This window comes from Amycolatopsis sp. NPDC004079 (assembly GCF_040610415.1).
Lineage (GTDB): Bacteria > Actinomycetota > Actinomycetes > Mycobacteriales > Pseudonocardiaceae > Amycolatopsis > Amycolatopsis halotolerans.
In genome coordinates this window covers 34045-49017 of sequence record NZ_JBEXMH010000044.1, presented here as the reverse complement: position 1 = coordinate 49017, position 14973 = coordinate 34045, and the positions used below count along the sequence as shown (strand labels likewise).

General features: G+C 69.2%; 9 protein-coding genes. 6 read left to right on the top strand and 3 right to left on the bottom strand.

Annotated features, from left to right (window positions below; genetic code table 11):
- Positions 1–672: 672 nt before the first annotated feature.
- Positions 673–1893 carry an MFS transporter gene (locus tag ABZX37_RS34005; RefSeq protein ID WP_354746586.1) on the bottom strand — a complete coding sequence of 407 codons (1221 nt, stop codon included), beginning with the start codon at positions 1891–1893 and terminating at the stop codon, positions 673–675.
- Between the two features lie 514 nt (positions 1894–2407).
- Here ABZX37_RS34005 and ABZX37_RS34000 point away from each other — a divergent pair.
- The 3 genes from ABZX37_RS34000 (at position 2408) to ABZX37_RS33990 (ending at position 7748) form a co-directional block, all read left to right on the top strand.
- The gene (locus ABZX37_RS34000; RefSeq protein ID WP_354746584.1) at positions 2408–3826 is read left to right on the top strand and encodes an FAD-dependent monooxygenase; all 1419 of its coding nucleotides are present in this window, start codon (positions 2408–2410) and stop codon (positions 3824–3826) included.
- Between the two features lie 309 nt (positions 3827–4135).
- Positions 4136–5128, top strand: coding sequence for a metalloregulator ArsR/SmtB family transcription factor (locus ABZX37_RS33995; RefSeq protein WP_354746582.1), 993 nt, complete (start codon positions 4136–4138; stop codon positions 5126–5128).
- 364 nt (positions 5129–5492) lie between these two features.
- Positions 5493–7748 (top strand): protein kinase, encoded by a 2256-nt coding sequence (locus ABZX37_RS33990; RefSeq protein WP_354746580.1) that lies wholly within the window; start codon positions 5493–5495, stop codon positions 7746–7748.
- 12 nt (positions 7749–7760) lie between these two features.
- On the opposite strand, the gene ABZX37_RS33985 is transcribed toward ABZX37_RS33990, so the two are convergent.
- Complete coding sequence (locus tag ABZX37_RS33985) at positions 7761–8756, bottom strand: amidohydrolase family protein (RefSeq protein WP_354746578.1); 996 nt, start codon at positions 8754–8756, stop codon at positions 7761–7763.
- 106 nt (positions 8757–8862) lie between these two features.
- Here ABZX37_RS33985 and ABZX37_RS33980 point away from each other — a divergent pair, with 106 nt between their 5' ends.
- The 3 genes from ABZX37_RS33980 (at position 8863) to ABZX37_RS33970 (ending at position 13711) form a co-directional block, all read left to right on the top strand.
- Entirely contained in the window at positions 8863–9738 is an 876-nt protein-coding gene (locus ABZX37_RS33980; protein WP_354746576.1) for a LysR substrate-binding domain-containing protein, read from the top strand.
- Between the two features lie 318 nt (positions 9739–10056).
- Entirely contained in the window at positions 10057–11871 is a 1815-nt protein-coding gene (locus ABZX37_RS33975; RefSeq protein ID WP_354746574.1) for an amino acid permease, read from the top strand.
- A 49-nt stretch (positions 11872–11920) separates the two neighbouring features.
- On the top strand, positions 11921–13711 hold the full coding sequence (locus ABZX37_RS33970) for a serine/threonine-protein kinase (protein ID WP_354746572.1): 1791 nt from the start codon (positions 11921–11923) through the stop codon (positions 13709–13711).
- Between the two features lie 390 nt (positions 13712–14101).
- Here ABZX37_RS33970 and ABZX37_RS33965 read toward each other — a convergent pair whose 3' ends face one another.
- Positions 14102–14908, bottom strand: a complete 807-nt coding sequence (locus ABZX37_RS33965) for a M15 family metallopeptidase (protein ID WP_354746571.1) — start codon at positions 14906–14908, stop codon at positions 14102–14104.
- Positions 14909–14973: the final 65 nt, after the last annotated feature.

The window sequence follows — 14973 nt, the reverse complement described above, 5'->3', positions numbered from 1 at the left end:
GCACCGATTCCCGTTGCGCCGACCAGCGTAAACCCGCCTTTCCCGACGCCGCCGGAACGGCGATCACCACCAAAGAACTGGTGCCAACAGCCCTCGCCGTTACACCGACCGCAGCAACATCGCCGCCGCGCGCCCGCCTCCGGTGTCAGCACGGGAAAAGATCACCTCCCGCCGTCGCCGATAACGTCCCCGGACAGGTAGCGCGACAAGTCGATCTCAGGGAATCGGGGAATCCGCCCGCTAAACCTCACCCGATCACCGGAAGATTCCGGCAGCTCCCCGCCTCGCGGAATTCCTTCCCGGCGAACCACCACACGAATGGCGTGCGACGGCAGTAGCACTTACCGCCAGGCCGCCCGCGCCTCCAGTGTTTCGGTCCCGCTCGAGTGCGCACTGCCTCCGCCGATTCCGCCACAAGCACCTCCGCCCGCACAGTCGCCGCCGCCGAGCGAAACGTTGCAGCTTCTCCGCGACCAATAGCCGAACAGCGGAACCGCCTTCTTGAGGGCGCGGAGTAAATGCCCGTTGTCGGCAGACTGCCAATAAGCGGACTATTCCAAGAAGGACAGTAAAGAAAGCCATACGGCCGGTTGCCCGCCCATTGACGATCACCCCGTGTGACGCCGCAGAATGTCCACTGAGGACATTTCCGTCACTTTTCCCGGGTGCCCGTCATTCGGACGACCGCCCGCTCCGCATCGCCGAAAGAAGCACCGGCAACGCGACAACCAGCGCGACTCCCCGCACCGCCCCCGCCACCGGATACGCCGCCCGGACGCCGAGCACGTCCGCGACCAGCCCGCCCGCCAGCGATCCCAGCGGCATCAGTCCCCAGCCCAGCATCCGGTAGACACTGTGCACGCGCCCGCGCAGTTCCGTCGGCACCGCCTGCTGGCGCAGGCTGACCGTGACCACACTCCAGAGCGTCGTGGCGAATCCGTTAATCCCCAGCAGTATCCCAAGAATGACCGCGTTCGGACTGGTACCGATCAACACGAAGATCACCGCATTGGCGACCAAGGCGGTCAGCAACGCTTGTAGCGCCCCGATTTTCGCCACGACCCGCGCGTTGACCATCCCGCCGAGCACACTCCCGACCGCGGCCCCCGCGAGCAGCACGCCGTAACCGCGCTCGCCGACGTGCAAGATCTGTGTCGCGAGCAGCACGACCGTCACATTGCCGAGCTGGTAGCAGAACGTGTTCACCGCCAGCAGCCCCGCCAACGCGCGCAACAGCCGATGCCGTCCGAGCCAGCGCACCCCCTCCGCCACCGCGACCCGCATCGGCGGCTGCTCAACCCGCGGCAACGGACGCCTCGGGAGGGTCGCCAGCAATACCGCAGACACCACGAACGACACCGCGTCCACTCCGAACGGCAATGCCGCCGCGACCGCGAACAGCAGACTGCCGATCGGCGGCCCGACGAACAACTGCCCGGCGTTGGCGACCGCGTACTGACTGCCGTTCGCCCGATGCAGCTGCGCCTCGGAGACAAGGTCGGGCACCACCGCGAGCGACGCGTTGGCGAACACGACCTCGCACGCACTGAGCGCGAACCCCATGACCGCGAGACCCGCGATGTCGATCCGCCCCAGCCAAATCATCGCGGCGGCCACCGCGACGATCGCCGCCTGCATCGCTTGCGACCGCCACAACAAGCCGACCCGATCACGCCGGTCCACGAGCGCGCCCGCGGGAAGGGAGAGCAGGAGCCAGGGCAGGTACGTCGTCGCCGAGACGACCGAGACCAGCACCGGATCGCGCGTGATCGTGACCGTCAAAAGCGGAACGGCGGCCGCGAAGATCCCGTCGCCGACGTTGTCCACCGCCGAGGCCCACCACAGCCGCCAGTACGCGGCGGGGAGCTTGGTGCGGGAGCCGGATTCCTTCATGTGAGCGATGGTTCCCGACTCGAACATGTGTTCGCCATCATGTAGGCTGGAGCTACATCGAAAGTTTCGTGGTGTGCCGTCGTTGTATTTCGCTTGCCGCGGGTTCCCCCGTGCCGCAGACTGACCCGCCGATGCCAAGTCCTGCGCGAATCCGGAACCAGCCCGACGTGCCCGCCCGCGTCCGCACCTGCCGACGTGGACACACGACGGCTGGACGCACCGCGGCTGGACGGGCGGTCGAGCGCGCCGCAGCCGAGCACCACGCAGCTGAGCGGACGGCGGCTGGTCTGGCGACGACCAGGCACACCGCGGCTGGACGCACACCGGCCGTGCGTCTCCGCTCCACGGCTGAGCGCACGCCAGCCACGCACCCCCGCTCCACGGCTGAACGCACACCAGCCACGCACCCCCGCTCCACGGCTGGACGCACACCAGTCGCGCATCTCCGCTCCGCGTCCGGATACCCGGCAATCAACCGCGCTGCCGCTAAAAGAACCGAACGAACAGGTGGTTCATGATCGACGTCATCATCTCCGGCTGCGGCCCGACCGGCGCGACGCTCGCCGCCGAGCTTCGGCTGCACGGCGTGCGGGTCCTCGTCGTGGAGAAGGAAACCGAGCCGCTCCCGCTCGCCCGCATCGTCAGCCTGCACATCCGCAGCCTCGAACAGCTCGCGATGCGCGGATTGCTGGAGCGCGTCCTCGAACGCGGACGACAACGTCCCGTCGGCGGCATCTTCGCCGGCATCCCCCAACCCGCCCCCGAGGGCCTCGATTCCGCGTACCTGCTGGGCATCCCGCAGCCAGTCGTCGTCCGCCTGCTCGAAGACCACGCGGTCGACCTGGGCGCGGAAGTCCGGCACGGCCGCGCAGTCGCCAGTTTCGAGCAGGACGAGGACGGAGTGACCGTCGAACTGACCGACGGCGAACGTCTGCGGTCGCGCTACCTCGTCGGCTGCGACGGCGCGCGCAGCACCGTGCGCAAGCTGCTCGGCGTCGGCTTCCCCGGCGAACCCTCGCGGACCGAGACCCTGATGGGCGAGATGCCCGCGACCGCGGCACAGGAGGAGATCGCCGCCAAGGTCGCCGAGATCCGCGAGACCGACAAGCGCTTCATGCTGAGCCCACTAGGCGAGGGCGTCTACCGCGTGGTGATCCCGGCTGCGGGAATCAGCGCTGAACCGCCCGTTCTCGAGGACTTCAAACAGCAACTGCACGCCATCGCCCGAACCGATTTCGGCGTCCACTCCCCGCGCTGGCTGTCCCGCTTCGGCGACGCCACCCGCCTGGCCGAACGCTACCGCGTCGACCGGGTCCTGCTGGCCGGCGACGCCGCGCACATCCACCCGCCCACCGGCGGGCAGGGCCTCAACCTGGGCGTCCAAGACGCGTTCAACCTCGGCTGGAAACTGGCCGCACAGATCGGCGGCTGGGCCCCGGCACCGCTACTGGACACCTACCAGACCGAACGCCATCCGGTCGCCGCGGACGTCCTGGACAACACCCGCGCCCAGATGGAACTGTCGTCCGCCGACGCCGGGCCGCGGGCCGTGCGGAAGCTGCTCACCGAACTGATGGACTTCGACGACGTCAACCGCCGCCTGATCGGGAAAATCACCGCGATCGACATCCGCTACGACTTCGGCGAAGGCCCCGACCTGCTAGGCCGCCGCCTCCCCGACCTCGACCTGAAACAAGGCCGCCTCTACGACCGCCTCCATCAGGGCCGAGGCCTGCTGCTCGACCGCACGGAACGACTGACCGTCGAGGGCTGGGCCGACCGCATCGACCTCGTCGCAGACCCCGCCGCGGCCCTGGACGCTCCGGCCCTTCTGCTCCGCCCGGACGGATACGTCGCGTGGATCGGCGACGACCAGCAGGACCTGAACGACCACCTCGCCCGATGGTTCGGCCAGCCCGCCGCTGGTGCCTGAGCACCGGGTGCCTGTCGCACAGCAAGACCACCACCGAACTCAACCAACCCACCGCATCCCGCCGGACAACCACCGGGCACCGCCACCGCGCGGGCAGACGACAACAACCAAGACCACCACCGAGCTTGGCCAACCCCGCTGCTTCCGTCCGGGCACCGATCGAGCCGCAGCCATCCCCGCACAACCCACCCGCCGAGTCGGCAAACCCGCCGATCCCGCCTCGCCAGCCATCCCCGCACAACCCACCCGCCAAGTCGGCAAACCCGCCGATCCCGCCTCGCCAGCCGCCAAGTGACGCATAATCGCGACGTGCCGTTGACCCTCGATCTGAGCATCGACGACCTGGCCGCCACCAGGCTCGCCGTCTCGCCGTTGTCCGAGACGGTCTCAGGCCTGCAGACCCTGGCCGGTTGCTGGGGCCGGACCCGCCACGGGCGGTGGACCCGCTGGGCCGCGAGCGAACTCGCCGGCCGTCCGCTGGATCTGTCCTGGACGTGGCCGTTGCTCGTCACCGGCCGGACCAGCTGGCCGCAGTTCCTGCTGCCCGCACCGGCCCGCGCGGCTAGCACGATCGACGAGGCGCTGGCCGCGATGTGCCAGACCACCGCGAGCGAGGTCCGGCGCAGCCTGCACGGAGTGTTCGGCGACCGCCTGCCCGTCCCGGCCCGAGCCCTCGCCGACGATCCCGCGGCCGGGCTCCGCGCGATCGCCGAAGAACTCCGCCAGGCGCACGACCGCCTGATCGCACCGCACTGGGCCCGGCTGCGCGCCGTCCTCGACGCCGACATCGCCTACCGCGCCAGACAATGGGCCGACGGCGGCGCGGGCCGTCTCTTCGCCGACCTGCACACCGAGCTCACCTGGTCCACCAGCCAGCTCGCCCTCCACGGCGACCACCGTCCCTCGCCCGGCCGTCCTTCCGGCGGACTGGTGCTCTCGCCGGTCGTGCTCGGTCCGCCGTGGGTGATGATCAAACTGCACACCACCACCCAGACCACGATCCGCTACCCGGCCCGTGGCAGCGGTGCATTGTGGACAGCCGCCGAACGCCGCCCGGCCGAACCCGCGGTCCGCCTCCTGGGCCGACGCCGGGCCGAACTCCTGGAGACACTGCGCTCCCCCGCCACGACCACCGACCTCGCCGAAGCCCTGCACGTCTCGCCGAGCGCGGTGTCGCAACACCTCCGAGTCCTGCGCGACAGCGGCCTGGTCACCGGGCGACGGTCCGGTCGCGAAGTCCTGTACCGCACCACCGAACAGGGCGTCCGCCTGCTGAACCCCTCGGGCGAACCGCAAAGGTGACGGCCCCAACCGCATCGACCCCCACGCACCACCAGCCCAGTCGCCGCACAGTCCGCTACCGCGCCACCGAGCAAGGAATCCGCCTGCTGGCCCCTCCGCCGAACCGGCTCACAAGTGTGACCCCTCGACACCGCCTATGAGCCGGTTGCCGAGCAGCGAACCGAGCACCGAATGCGCCGTCCGCCGAAGCACAAAACTGACGAACGCAAGCCCCGACCCGCCAAAATCGAACCAAGACGGTCCGATCCCCGCGCTTCCCACGACCGAGGCACAAATGTGACAACTCCACACCCGATGCCACATTTCCGGAGTACGATCTCGCCGAACCGCGGGCGGGCCTCGCGGGAGAGGGGAAGCGGCGGGGATGAGCGACACCTGGCAGGTGCCCGGGTTCACCGAGGTCGACGTGCTCGGCGTCGGCGGCTTCGGGCGCGTCGTGCTGGCCAAACATCAGCAATCCGGCCGCATGGTGGCGATCAAATACCTTCTCGCGGAGTACCTCGCCGACCCGGACATCGCGGCCGGGTTCCGGCGCGAGGCGTGGCTGTTGTCCGGCGTCCGAAGCCCGCATGTCGTGCGGCTGTTCGACTTCGTCGAGACACCGCAGGGCGCGGCACTGGTGATGGAGGCCGTGCCCGGCGTGTCTTTGCGCGCGCTCCTGGCGACGGAAAACGTTCTCGCCCCCGAATCCGCGTTGGCCATTCTCAAAGGTTCGCTGCTCGGTCTCGCCGACGCGCACGCCGCCGGAGTCGTCCATCGCGATTACAAACCGGGAAACGTCCTGGTGTCGCGGGAAGGCCAGTCGAAACTGGTCGACTTCGGACTGGCCACTTTGGACGGACACAACGGACTGACCGCCGGTTCCCCGTCGTACATGGCGCCTGAGCAGTGGGCCGGTCAACCAGGCATGCCAGCCACAGATGTGTATGCCGCGACCTGTGTGTTCTACCAATGCGTCACCGGACACCAGCCGTTCGAGGCGACCACCACCGACGAATTGCGTTCGCTGCACCAGATAGCCCCCGTACCGCTCGACGCGGTGCCCGAGGAGTTGCGTCCGCTGATCGCGCGCGGCATGGCGAAGGATCCGGCGTGGCGACCGTCCACAGCGGACGCTTTCGTGGCCGAATTGGAGACCGTCGCGCGCAAGGCTTACGGAAAGGACTGGGAGAAACGCGGCTGGAAGCGCCTCGCCGCCTCGGCCGCCGCCCTGACCGCGCTCACGCCGCTGGCTCTCCTGACCACGGCTGGAACGGCCGCCGCGCCGATCGGAGCAGGTGCCGGTGCGGTGGCGGCGGGAGTGCCTGCCACGGGAACCGGAGCGGGCGCGACCGCGGTGATCGTCGGCAAGGTCATCGCCGTGCTGGTGGTCGTCGGCGCCCTGGTCACGGGCGGAATCCTGGTCTTCAACCGCCAGGACGACCCACCGGCTCCCGCGGCGCTCACGGTGGCGATCCAGACCGATTCCGGACGCGACCAGGCCCTCCCGATCACCTACAACCTCCAGTATCCGCAAGTGTCCGGCGGACCGGACGCCGCCGTGCGGAAACGCATCAACGACGCCTTGCGCGCCCCGATCGACAAGCGGCTGAAGGCCATTCGCGACGCACGGTCCTATCCGGACTGGCAGCAGCAGTTCACCGAAGCCGGGGAAACACCCGTCGCGCGATCGACCGCGCACATCCTCCTGCAGACCCCGAGCCTGCTTTCCGTCCGCTACGACCACGACCTCGACTCGAAAGTGCTGTGGCACACGACGTGGCGGTTCCCGGAAACCGTCACCGTCGACCTCGGCACCGGGAACCCGATCGGCCCCCAGGACATGTTCCGGCCCGAAGTGCTCACCGCGGCCGGAATGAAAACGCTGACCGACCGCATCGAACCGCACACCAGGAACGGTTTCTGCGAGCTGGCGTCCGTCGACGAACAAGGCCGGAAAACCACCATCGACGCCGCCGACCGGGTCCCGGCACGCGGGCACGTTCCGGGAGCCTCGATCGGATTCACCAAGGCTGGGGCCGAATTCGAAATCCTGTGGTACGACCTCGGCTGCGTCACGGCGGCGGGGAAGGAGACCGTGACCGTTCCGTACGCCGAAATCTCCGATCTGCTGCAGTCGAAGTTCGTGACAATGCTCGGCGCCCCAACGGCTTCCCCGTCACCCGCATCACCAGCCTCGTCTTCCCCCGCGGTCAGCAACACCTACACCAACCCGCGATTCGGCTTCACCACACGCGTTCCGCAGGGCTACACCGCCGCGCCCTACAGCCCGGACAACGGCGACGGAATGACGTTCACCAACACCGCCCTCGACGCGACCCTCACCGTATGGGGCTCCAACTCCGGCGGCCGGACCGCCGCGGCAGCACTCGCCGACGCAGCCGCCGCGGCCGAAGGAAATGGCGGCCGCGTGACCTATCGCAAGGACGAAGGCGACCATTACTCGATTTCCGGCTACCAAAGCGACGGCAAGATCTTCTACGAGCGAGGTTTCTCCGGAGCGGGGTCGACGGCCTCGTTGCGCTGGGTCTACCCGCGAGACCACAAGTCCGAAATGGACACTCCGGTAAGCACCACAGTGGACTCCTTCCGCCCCGGGGACCTGTCCCAGCCGCACTGAGCCGCCGCTGGATCAGGCCAGGCCGAGCAGTGCGTCGGCATTGCGATGGGCGATCTTTTCCTGGTCCTCGGCCGAAAGATGCGATTCGGCCAGGAACGACCCGGCGCCCTCGTTGCCGAGCATCGGGAAATCCACGGAATGGATGATCCGGTCCGCGCCGACGGTGTCCGCGCAGTACCGCAGCTGGGCCTGGCTGAACATGCCGCTGGGAGTGATGAACACGTTGTCCCGGAAGTACTCGCGGAACGTCCGGTCGAGCCCGGTCATCCGCCTCGGCATGGTCTCGTCGAGCCGGTCGAGGTAGAACGGGATGAACTCGCCCCAGTGGCCGAGCACGAACTGCAGGCCGGGACGGCGGTCGAGCACTCCGGTCAGCACCAGGTGCAGGAAGTGCACCGCCGTCTCCTGATGCCAGCCCCACGCGGCGAGCCGGAGGGCCCCGGAGACCGCGGGCGAGAGTCCGCCCGCATAGTTGGCCTCGCTCACCTGCGCCGGAGGCGGGGCCGGGTGCAGGTAGATCGGCACCGACAGTTCGCTCGCGGCGCGCAGGATCGGATCGAACCGCGGCTGGTCGAGGAATTCGCCGTCGGTGCGCCCCATGATCATGGTGCCGACGAAGCCCAGTTCGCCGACGCACCGGCGCAACTCGTCCGCCGCGGCGCCGGGCACGGCTGTCGGCAGGGCCGCGAACGCGGCGAACCGGCCCGGAAACGCCTCGACCGCCTTGGCCATGGTGTCGTTCGCCGCCGCGGTCAATTCCGGTGCGACGTCCGCCGGCAGGAAGGTGTTCACCAGTGACAGGACCTGGGTGGTGATGCCGTGGCGGTCCATGTCGGCGATCCGGGCGGAACCCAGGTCCGCCAGGAGATCGGGATGCCGCGGGTACGGCATCCCGGTGTCCGGGGCGAACGCCGCCGCGTAGCCGGGAACGTGGTCGAGCATGGCCGACATGCCGGCGGCGGTCACCGCCGGGTCGGTCCAGTGTTCTTCGAGCGTGACAATCCGCATCGTTGCCCCTCTTCGTCGGCCTGTCCCTTCACGATGGACCTGGCCGGCGATAGGCTCAAACACTTGTTTCTGATTCATCGATCAGTACCGCTGATAGGAGCTGGAGATGGAGCTGCGGCACCTGCGCTATTTCGTCGCGGTGGCCGAGGAAGGCGGGTTCAGCGCGGCCGCGCGGCGGCTGCACGTCGTCCAGCCCACGTTGAGCATGCAGATCCGCGACCTGGAACACGAACTCGGCGGACCGCTGTTCGACCGCACCGGGCGACGGCCCCGGCTCACCCCCGCGGGCCAGGCGTTCCTGGTCGAAGCCCGGCAGGTGCTCGCGCAGGCCGAACGGGCGCGGGACACCGCGCGGTCAGCGCTGCGCGGGGAAACCGGAAGCGTCCGGATCGGCGTGGCGGGCGCGGTCGTGTTCGGCGGCCTCCTGGCCGGCCTGATCGGCGAGTTCCATCAGGCCACGCCGCTCGTCCGGATCGAATTGCGGGAAACGGGGCCGCTGGCGCAGCGCACCGCGATCCTCGCGGGCGAACTGGACGTCGGCTTCAGCGCGCTCGCCGCGCCTGCCGACGAACCGCGGCTGGCCTCGATCCCGGCGAGTTCCGTGTCGTTCCTGGTCGCGCTGCCCGCCGGACACCGCCTCGCCGAGCACGAAACGCTGACTGTCGAGCAGATCGACGGCGAGGAGCTGATCGAATACATCACCGGCGACGGCGATCTCGTGCCGCACGGAGTGCGCCGCTACGGGGCGGACCCGCCGTCCTCGCCGGCCCGGTTTCGCGGCGACAGCACGCTGAGCGTTCTCGCGCTGGTCGCCGCGAAGGCCGGTCTGGCGGTGGCCCCGGCGGGCGTGGACCGGGCCGCGGTGCCGGACGTGGTGTACCGGCCGCTGGCCGAACCTGGTCTGAAGACCGACTTCCATCTGCTGCACCGCAGCGACGAAACCGCACCGGCCGTGGCCGCCTTCGTCCGCGCCTGCGCTTAGCGGCCGACTTCCCCGCGGCGCGTTCCCGCAAGCGGCCGAATCCCCGGTCAGCCGGGATTTCCGGCGGCAACGGCCCGAACCGGTCCGCGCGGCTCTGCGCACAGCCGGGCAAACCCGGCGCGCGATGCTGCTCCATTCGGATGATCGACAACTCCCCCGCGCGGCATCCGCCCCCGCTCGCACCTAGCCTCGACGGACCCGGCGGCCGCACACTGTCCCCGCGTCAGCGAGGCCCAGCTCCGCGGCCGTTTCCGACAACGTTGTCGGCCGGGGGCGCGACCGCGGGACGGCACGGCCGAACGAGAGGAAGATCGATCGATGGCTGATCGGATCACCGGGCAGGGCCAGGGAAACCCGGACACCCCGGGCGAGGCGACCCCGAACGAAGCGGCCGCGGGCACGACGACCCCTGGCGAGGCGAAGGCGGTCCCGACGGAGGCAGCCGAACGCACGGCGACTCCGGGCGAGGCGACCGCAGGCACGACGACGCCCGGCGATGCGACGGCAGGCAAAGCGGTCCCAGCGGAGGAAGCTGAACGCACAGCCGTCCCGGCCGAAACAGCTCCCCGCAACACCACCCCCGCCGACGCGGCCAGAGGCAAGACGGCCCCGGCCGAAACTACGGGCGAAACGTCCGCAAGCACACCACCCCCGGTGGAAGCGCCCGGCAGCAAAACAGCCGCGGCAACTGCACGCCCGGCGACCTCAGCAGAGTCACCCGCGAGCAAAACAGCCGCAGCCGAAACCACTCCGCCCGAATCGAAGACCGGCCCCAAAAAGCTCCGTTCCCGCCACATCACCATGATCGCGCTCGGCGGCATCATCGGAGCCAGCCTCTTCGTCGGCTCCGGAAACGTAGTGCGCGCCGTCGGACCAGCCGCCGTCCTCTCCTATCTCATCGGCGGGCTCCTCGTTTTCCTCGCGATGCGGATGCTCGGCGAGATGGCCGCGGCGCGTCCGGCGATCGGGTCGTTCATGGAGTACGCCCGGGTGGGGCTCGGCGAGTGGGCGGGGTATCTCGTCGGCTGGCTGTACTGGTACTACTGGATCGGCGTGATCGCGTTCGAGGCGGTCGTCGGCGGGTCGGTGCTCGGCGGATGGTTCCCCGCGGTGCCGCAGTGGGTGTTCTCCGTCGTGCTGCTGCTGTTCTTCACCACCACGAACCTGGTGTCCGCGCGGTCGTTCGGCGAGGTCGAGTACTGGCTGGCGAGCATCAAGGTCGCCGCGATCATCGTGTTCCTCGCGGTCGGCACCCTGTTCGCGTTCGGGCTCTGGCCGAAGGCGAGCTTCTCCGTCCCGAACCTCTGGCAGCACGGCGGGTTCGCGCCCCACGGCTGGTGGCCGATCCTCAGCGGCGTCGCGATCGTGATTTTCTCCTATTTCGGCACCGAGATCGCGGTGATGGCCGCGGCCGAGTCCGAGGACCCGGCCAAGGGCGTGCGGCAGGCGGTCAGCACGGTGATCTGGCGGATCCTGCTGTTCTTCGTCGGCGGGGTGCTGCTGATCGTCACCATCGTCCCCTGGAACCAGCTGCCGAATCCCAAACAGGAAGGGCCGTTCGCGCACGCCTTCACGTTGTTCGGGCTCCCCGGCGCCGGTCTGGTGATGAACGCGGTCGTGCTCACCGCCGCGTGTTCGGTGCTCAACTCAGGGCTTTACTCCGCCGGACGGATGTTCTCCGCGCTCGCCGAAAAACGGCTCGCGCCGCGCGTGGTGGCGAAGAAGAGCAAATCCGGCGTGCCGGTCATCGCGGTGGTGGCCTGCACGATCGGCGGGTACATCGCGGTCTTCGTCAACTTCGTCGCGCCGGACTCCGGCATCTTCGACTTCATCATGAACTCCGCGGGCCTGGTCGCACTGTTCGTGTATTCGTTCATCGCGTTCACCCAGATGCGGATGCGGCACAGGATGACGCCGGAGGAACGCGCCGGGCTGAAGCTCAAGATGTGGCTGCACCCGTGGCTGGGCATTCTGACCGTCCTCGGCGTCGTGGCGATCATCGTCGTCATGCTGCTGACCGACGATTCCGCCCGCACCCAGGTGTGGACCAGCATCGTGTCGCTGGCCGTGATCGCGGCGTTCTGGCCGCTGGTGCGCCGGGGATTGCGGAAGTCCGCCGCGAAGGAGGGCTGAGGGGAGCGGCCAGAGGGCAGTCCGGGAAAGCGCGCTTTAAGCTGTCGCCGTGGCTGCTCCGCAGGTGATCGCCGGGCGTTACCGGTTCGAGGAACGCCTCGGAGCCGGCGGGATGGGCGTCGTCTGGCGGGCCAGCGACCTCGAGTTGCGGCGGACGGTCGCGCTCAAACGGTCGCTCGACGGCGACGAGCCGCAGATCCGCCGCGAAGCCCGGCTCGGCGCGGCCTTGCAGCACCCGAACATCGTCGCGGTCTACGACTCCGTTTCCGACGGCTCCGACCGATGGCTCGTCATGGAGTACCTCCCGGCGCGCAGCCTGGCCGAGATCGTGCACGCCGACGGCGTCCTGACACCCGAGCGAGCCGCCGCGGTCGGCGTGCAGATCGCGGCCGCGCTCGCCGCGATGCACGCGCGCGGCATGGTGCACCGCGACCTCACCCCGGGCAACGTCCTGGTCGCCGACGACGGCACCGCCAAGCTCGCCGACCTCGGCATTTCCCGCGGTCACGAGGTCACGCTCACCGACAGCGCCCGCATCGGCGGCACCGCGGGGTACCTCGCGCCGGAAGTCGCGAACGGCGAGGCGGCCACCGCCGCGTCGGACGTCTTCTCGCTCGGGGCGACGCTGTTCGCCGCCGTCGAGGGCGGTTCCCCTTGGGGCACCGGGGAAAACGGCCCGTTCGCGCAGCTGCGCCGGGCTGCGGAAGGGACACCCGAATCGCCGCGCAACGCTCGTGAGCTCAGGCCCGCGTTGCAGGCGATGCTCAGCCGTCAGCCGGAAAGCCGCCCGACCGCGGTCGAGGTCGAGGGCTTCCTGCGCGGCTCCCCGGTACCCCGCGCAGTGAAGAAACCCAAGCGGCCAGTGCTCATCGGCGCGGCGCTGGGTGCGATTGTCCTGCTGACTGCCGGGTTTCTCGTCTTCACCCGCGACGACGCACCGCCCGCGAACGCGACGGCCGCACCGCCGTCGCCGGACCTCGTCGGCGACCCGCACACCGCGGATCCGTGCTCGCTGCTGTCGGTGAATTCCCTGAGCCAGTACGGCAAAGTCTTCCTCGAACCGAACCTCGGCACGTTCGCCCGCTGCGACCTGAACACGAGCCTGCCCGACGGCGGCGGCACGATCGTGACCAGCCTCGAACTGTCCGGACCCGAGGAGTACCCGCAGGTGCCGCCGGTCCGCGGCAAGCTCGGCGAGATCCAGCGGCCGAATCCCGACTCCGGGAAGTGCCGCCGTTCGTTCACCCTGCCCGATCTCAGCGTCGTCACGGTGAGTTCGGTCCGCTCCGACAGTGCCGCCGCGCCGCAGCTGTGCGCGATGTCGGACGCGGTCGTCGGCGACGCCTACGCGCGAGTGGCCCGCGGCCCGATCGCCCGCCGTGCCCAGCCGTTCCCGCCGGATTCGCTGGCACGGACGGACGCCTGCACGCTGGTCGACGACGCCACGCTGCGCCGGACCGTCGGGCCGGACTACCCGGTCGACCGGTATTTCGCGGACTGGGCCTGTTCGTGGGGGCACGACGCGAAGTCGGTCGACCTCTACTACGACCGGCAGTGGCCGCTGTCCACGAACGCGCCGGACGGCCAGACCCGCACCACCGTCGGCGGGCGGCTGGCGTACGTCGATCCGCACGAAACCGCTGGCGACATGTGCGATGTCACCGTCGTCTACCACACGTACTCGCCAGCTCTCCCGACGCAGGAAGGAACACCGGACCGGCGGGACGAGGTCGTGCTGGTCGAGATCACCGACGAGGCGGACAAAGGCAATCTGACCGCTATCTGCGACACCGCGAAGTCAGTCGCGGGGGTCGTCGCGACCCGGCTGCCCCAGTCCTAGCGGGCCGCTTCGGAGCGGCTGCGCGAGGATGCCGCGTGCTGTGAGGGGAACCCTGCGGGAATCAGAGTCAATGCCAGGAACTTAAGGTTGTGATGTGGACGCGCTTCCGGCTTGTTTCCCCAGCTCGGCTGGTTCGGTCCGGTTGAGCGCAGGTCGCTGTGGGCCCCGGACCCGGGAGCGGAAGCCGGATGATGGTCCGTGAGGGGAACCCTGAGGGAATCTGATTCCCTCAGGGTTCCCCTCACGGACTTCAAGACACGGTCACATGGTGACATATCGGGCATTTCGGTGCCGCTGGTGTCCTTTATGGACGGTCAGCGGGCCGAGGCCGCGCGGCTTGAGTTCCTGGCATTGGGAATCAGAGTCCGTGAGGGGAACCCTCACGGCAAGCTAGCCCACCGGGCAACGCAGCGACCTCCGCCAGATCGGGAAATTGAAATAGGTGTCCGGGAACGTCTCCGGCTGGAACGTGTAGTGCCACCATTCCTCGGGCAGGTTCTTGAACCCGGCCCGCTCCAGCCCGTGCAGCAGGAGCATCCGGTTCGCCTTCTGCTTCCCGACGATCCGCGGGTCGAGCGTGTGCGCGAGGGTGTCGAAGCAGTCGAAGCCGGTGCCCATGTCGAGCGAGTTGTCCGGGAACCGCTCGGTTTTCGGGCCGTAGCAAGGCTTCAGCGGTTCGCCGGGGTGGTACGGCCGCGTCGGGAACGCCGGGAGGCGGACGAGCGTCAGGTCCACCGTGCTTCCCCGGCTGTGGCCGGATTTCGCCGCGATGTAGCCGTCCTCGAAAAGCCGGTCCTTGTCCACGCGCGGGTAGAACTCCGCTTTCATCCGCAGGTCGGACAGGTCCTCGGCCCAGCGCACGAAGTTGTCGACCGCACGCTGCGGGCGGTAGCAGTCGTACACCTTCAGCGTGTAGCCCTGCCGCAGGAACGACAGCTGCGCCTTGTGCAGCGCGACCGCGGCGTCCCGGGTCAGGATGCACATCGGCTGCCGGTAGCCGTCGACCGGCGCGCCGGTGAAGTTGTGCGGCGTGATGTAGCGGATTTCCTGCACGATAGTCGGGTCGACGTCGCGCAGGGCGACGAACTCGGGCGGTGCCTTCGGCTCCGGTGCGGCAGGCGCCGGCGGTGCGGCGGCGAGGCAGGTCAGCAGGCTCATCGCGGCGACCGCCAGGCCGCGCATCATCTTTCCGCGCATAGCCCGCTTGCTTACCACAAGTTCACGCGCTGGTGCAGACGTCATGCGCCGGGCGGGTTCCCCGG

What these genes read in the sequence shown, in the direction of transcription:
- ABZX37_RS34005 (WP_354746586.1), bottom strand. Translation starts at nt 1,893, where the DNA reads ATGAAGGAATCCGGCTCCCGCACCAAGCTCCCCGCCGCGTACTGGCGG.
- ABZX37_RS34000 (WP_354746584.1), top strand. Translation starts at nt 2,408, where the DNA reads ATGATCGACGTCATCATCTCCGGCTGCGGCCCGACCGGCGCGACGCTC.
- ABZX37_RS33990 (WP_354746580.1), top strand. Translation starts at nt 5,493, where the DNA reads ATGAGCGACACCTGGCAGGTGCCCGGGTTCACCGAGGTCGACGTGCTC.
- ABZX37_RS33985 (WP_354746578.1), bottom strand. Translation starts at nt 8,756, where the DNA reads ATGCGGATTGTCACGCTCGAAGAACACTGGACCGACCCGGCGGTGACC.
- ABZX37_RS33980 (WP_354746576.1), top strand. Translation starts at nt 8,863, where the DNA reads ATGGAGCTGCGGCACCTGCGCTATTTCGTCGCGGTGGCCGAGGAAGGC.
- ABZX37_RS33975 (WP_354746574.1), top strand. Translation starts at nt 10,057, where the DNA reads ATGGCTGATCGGATCACCGGGCAGGGCCAGGGAAACCCGGACACCCCG.
- ABZX37_RS33965 (WP_354746571.1), bottom strand. Translation starts at nt 14,908, where the DNA reads ATGCGCGGAAAGATGATGCGCGGCCTGGCGGTCGCCGCGATGAGCCTG.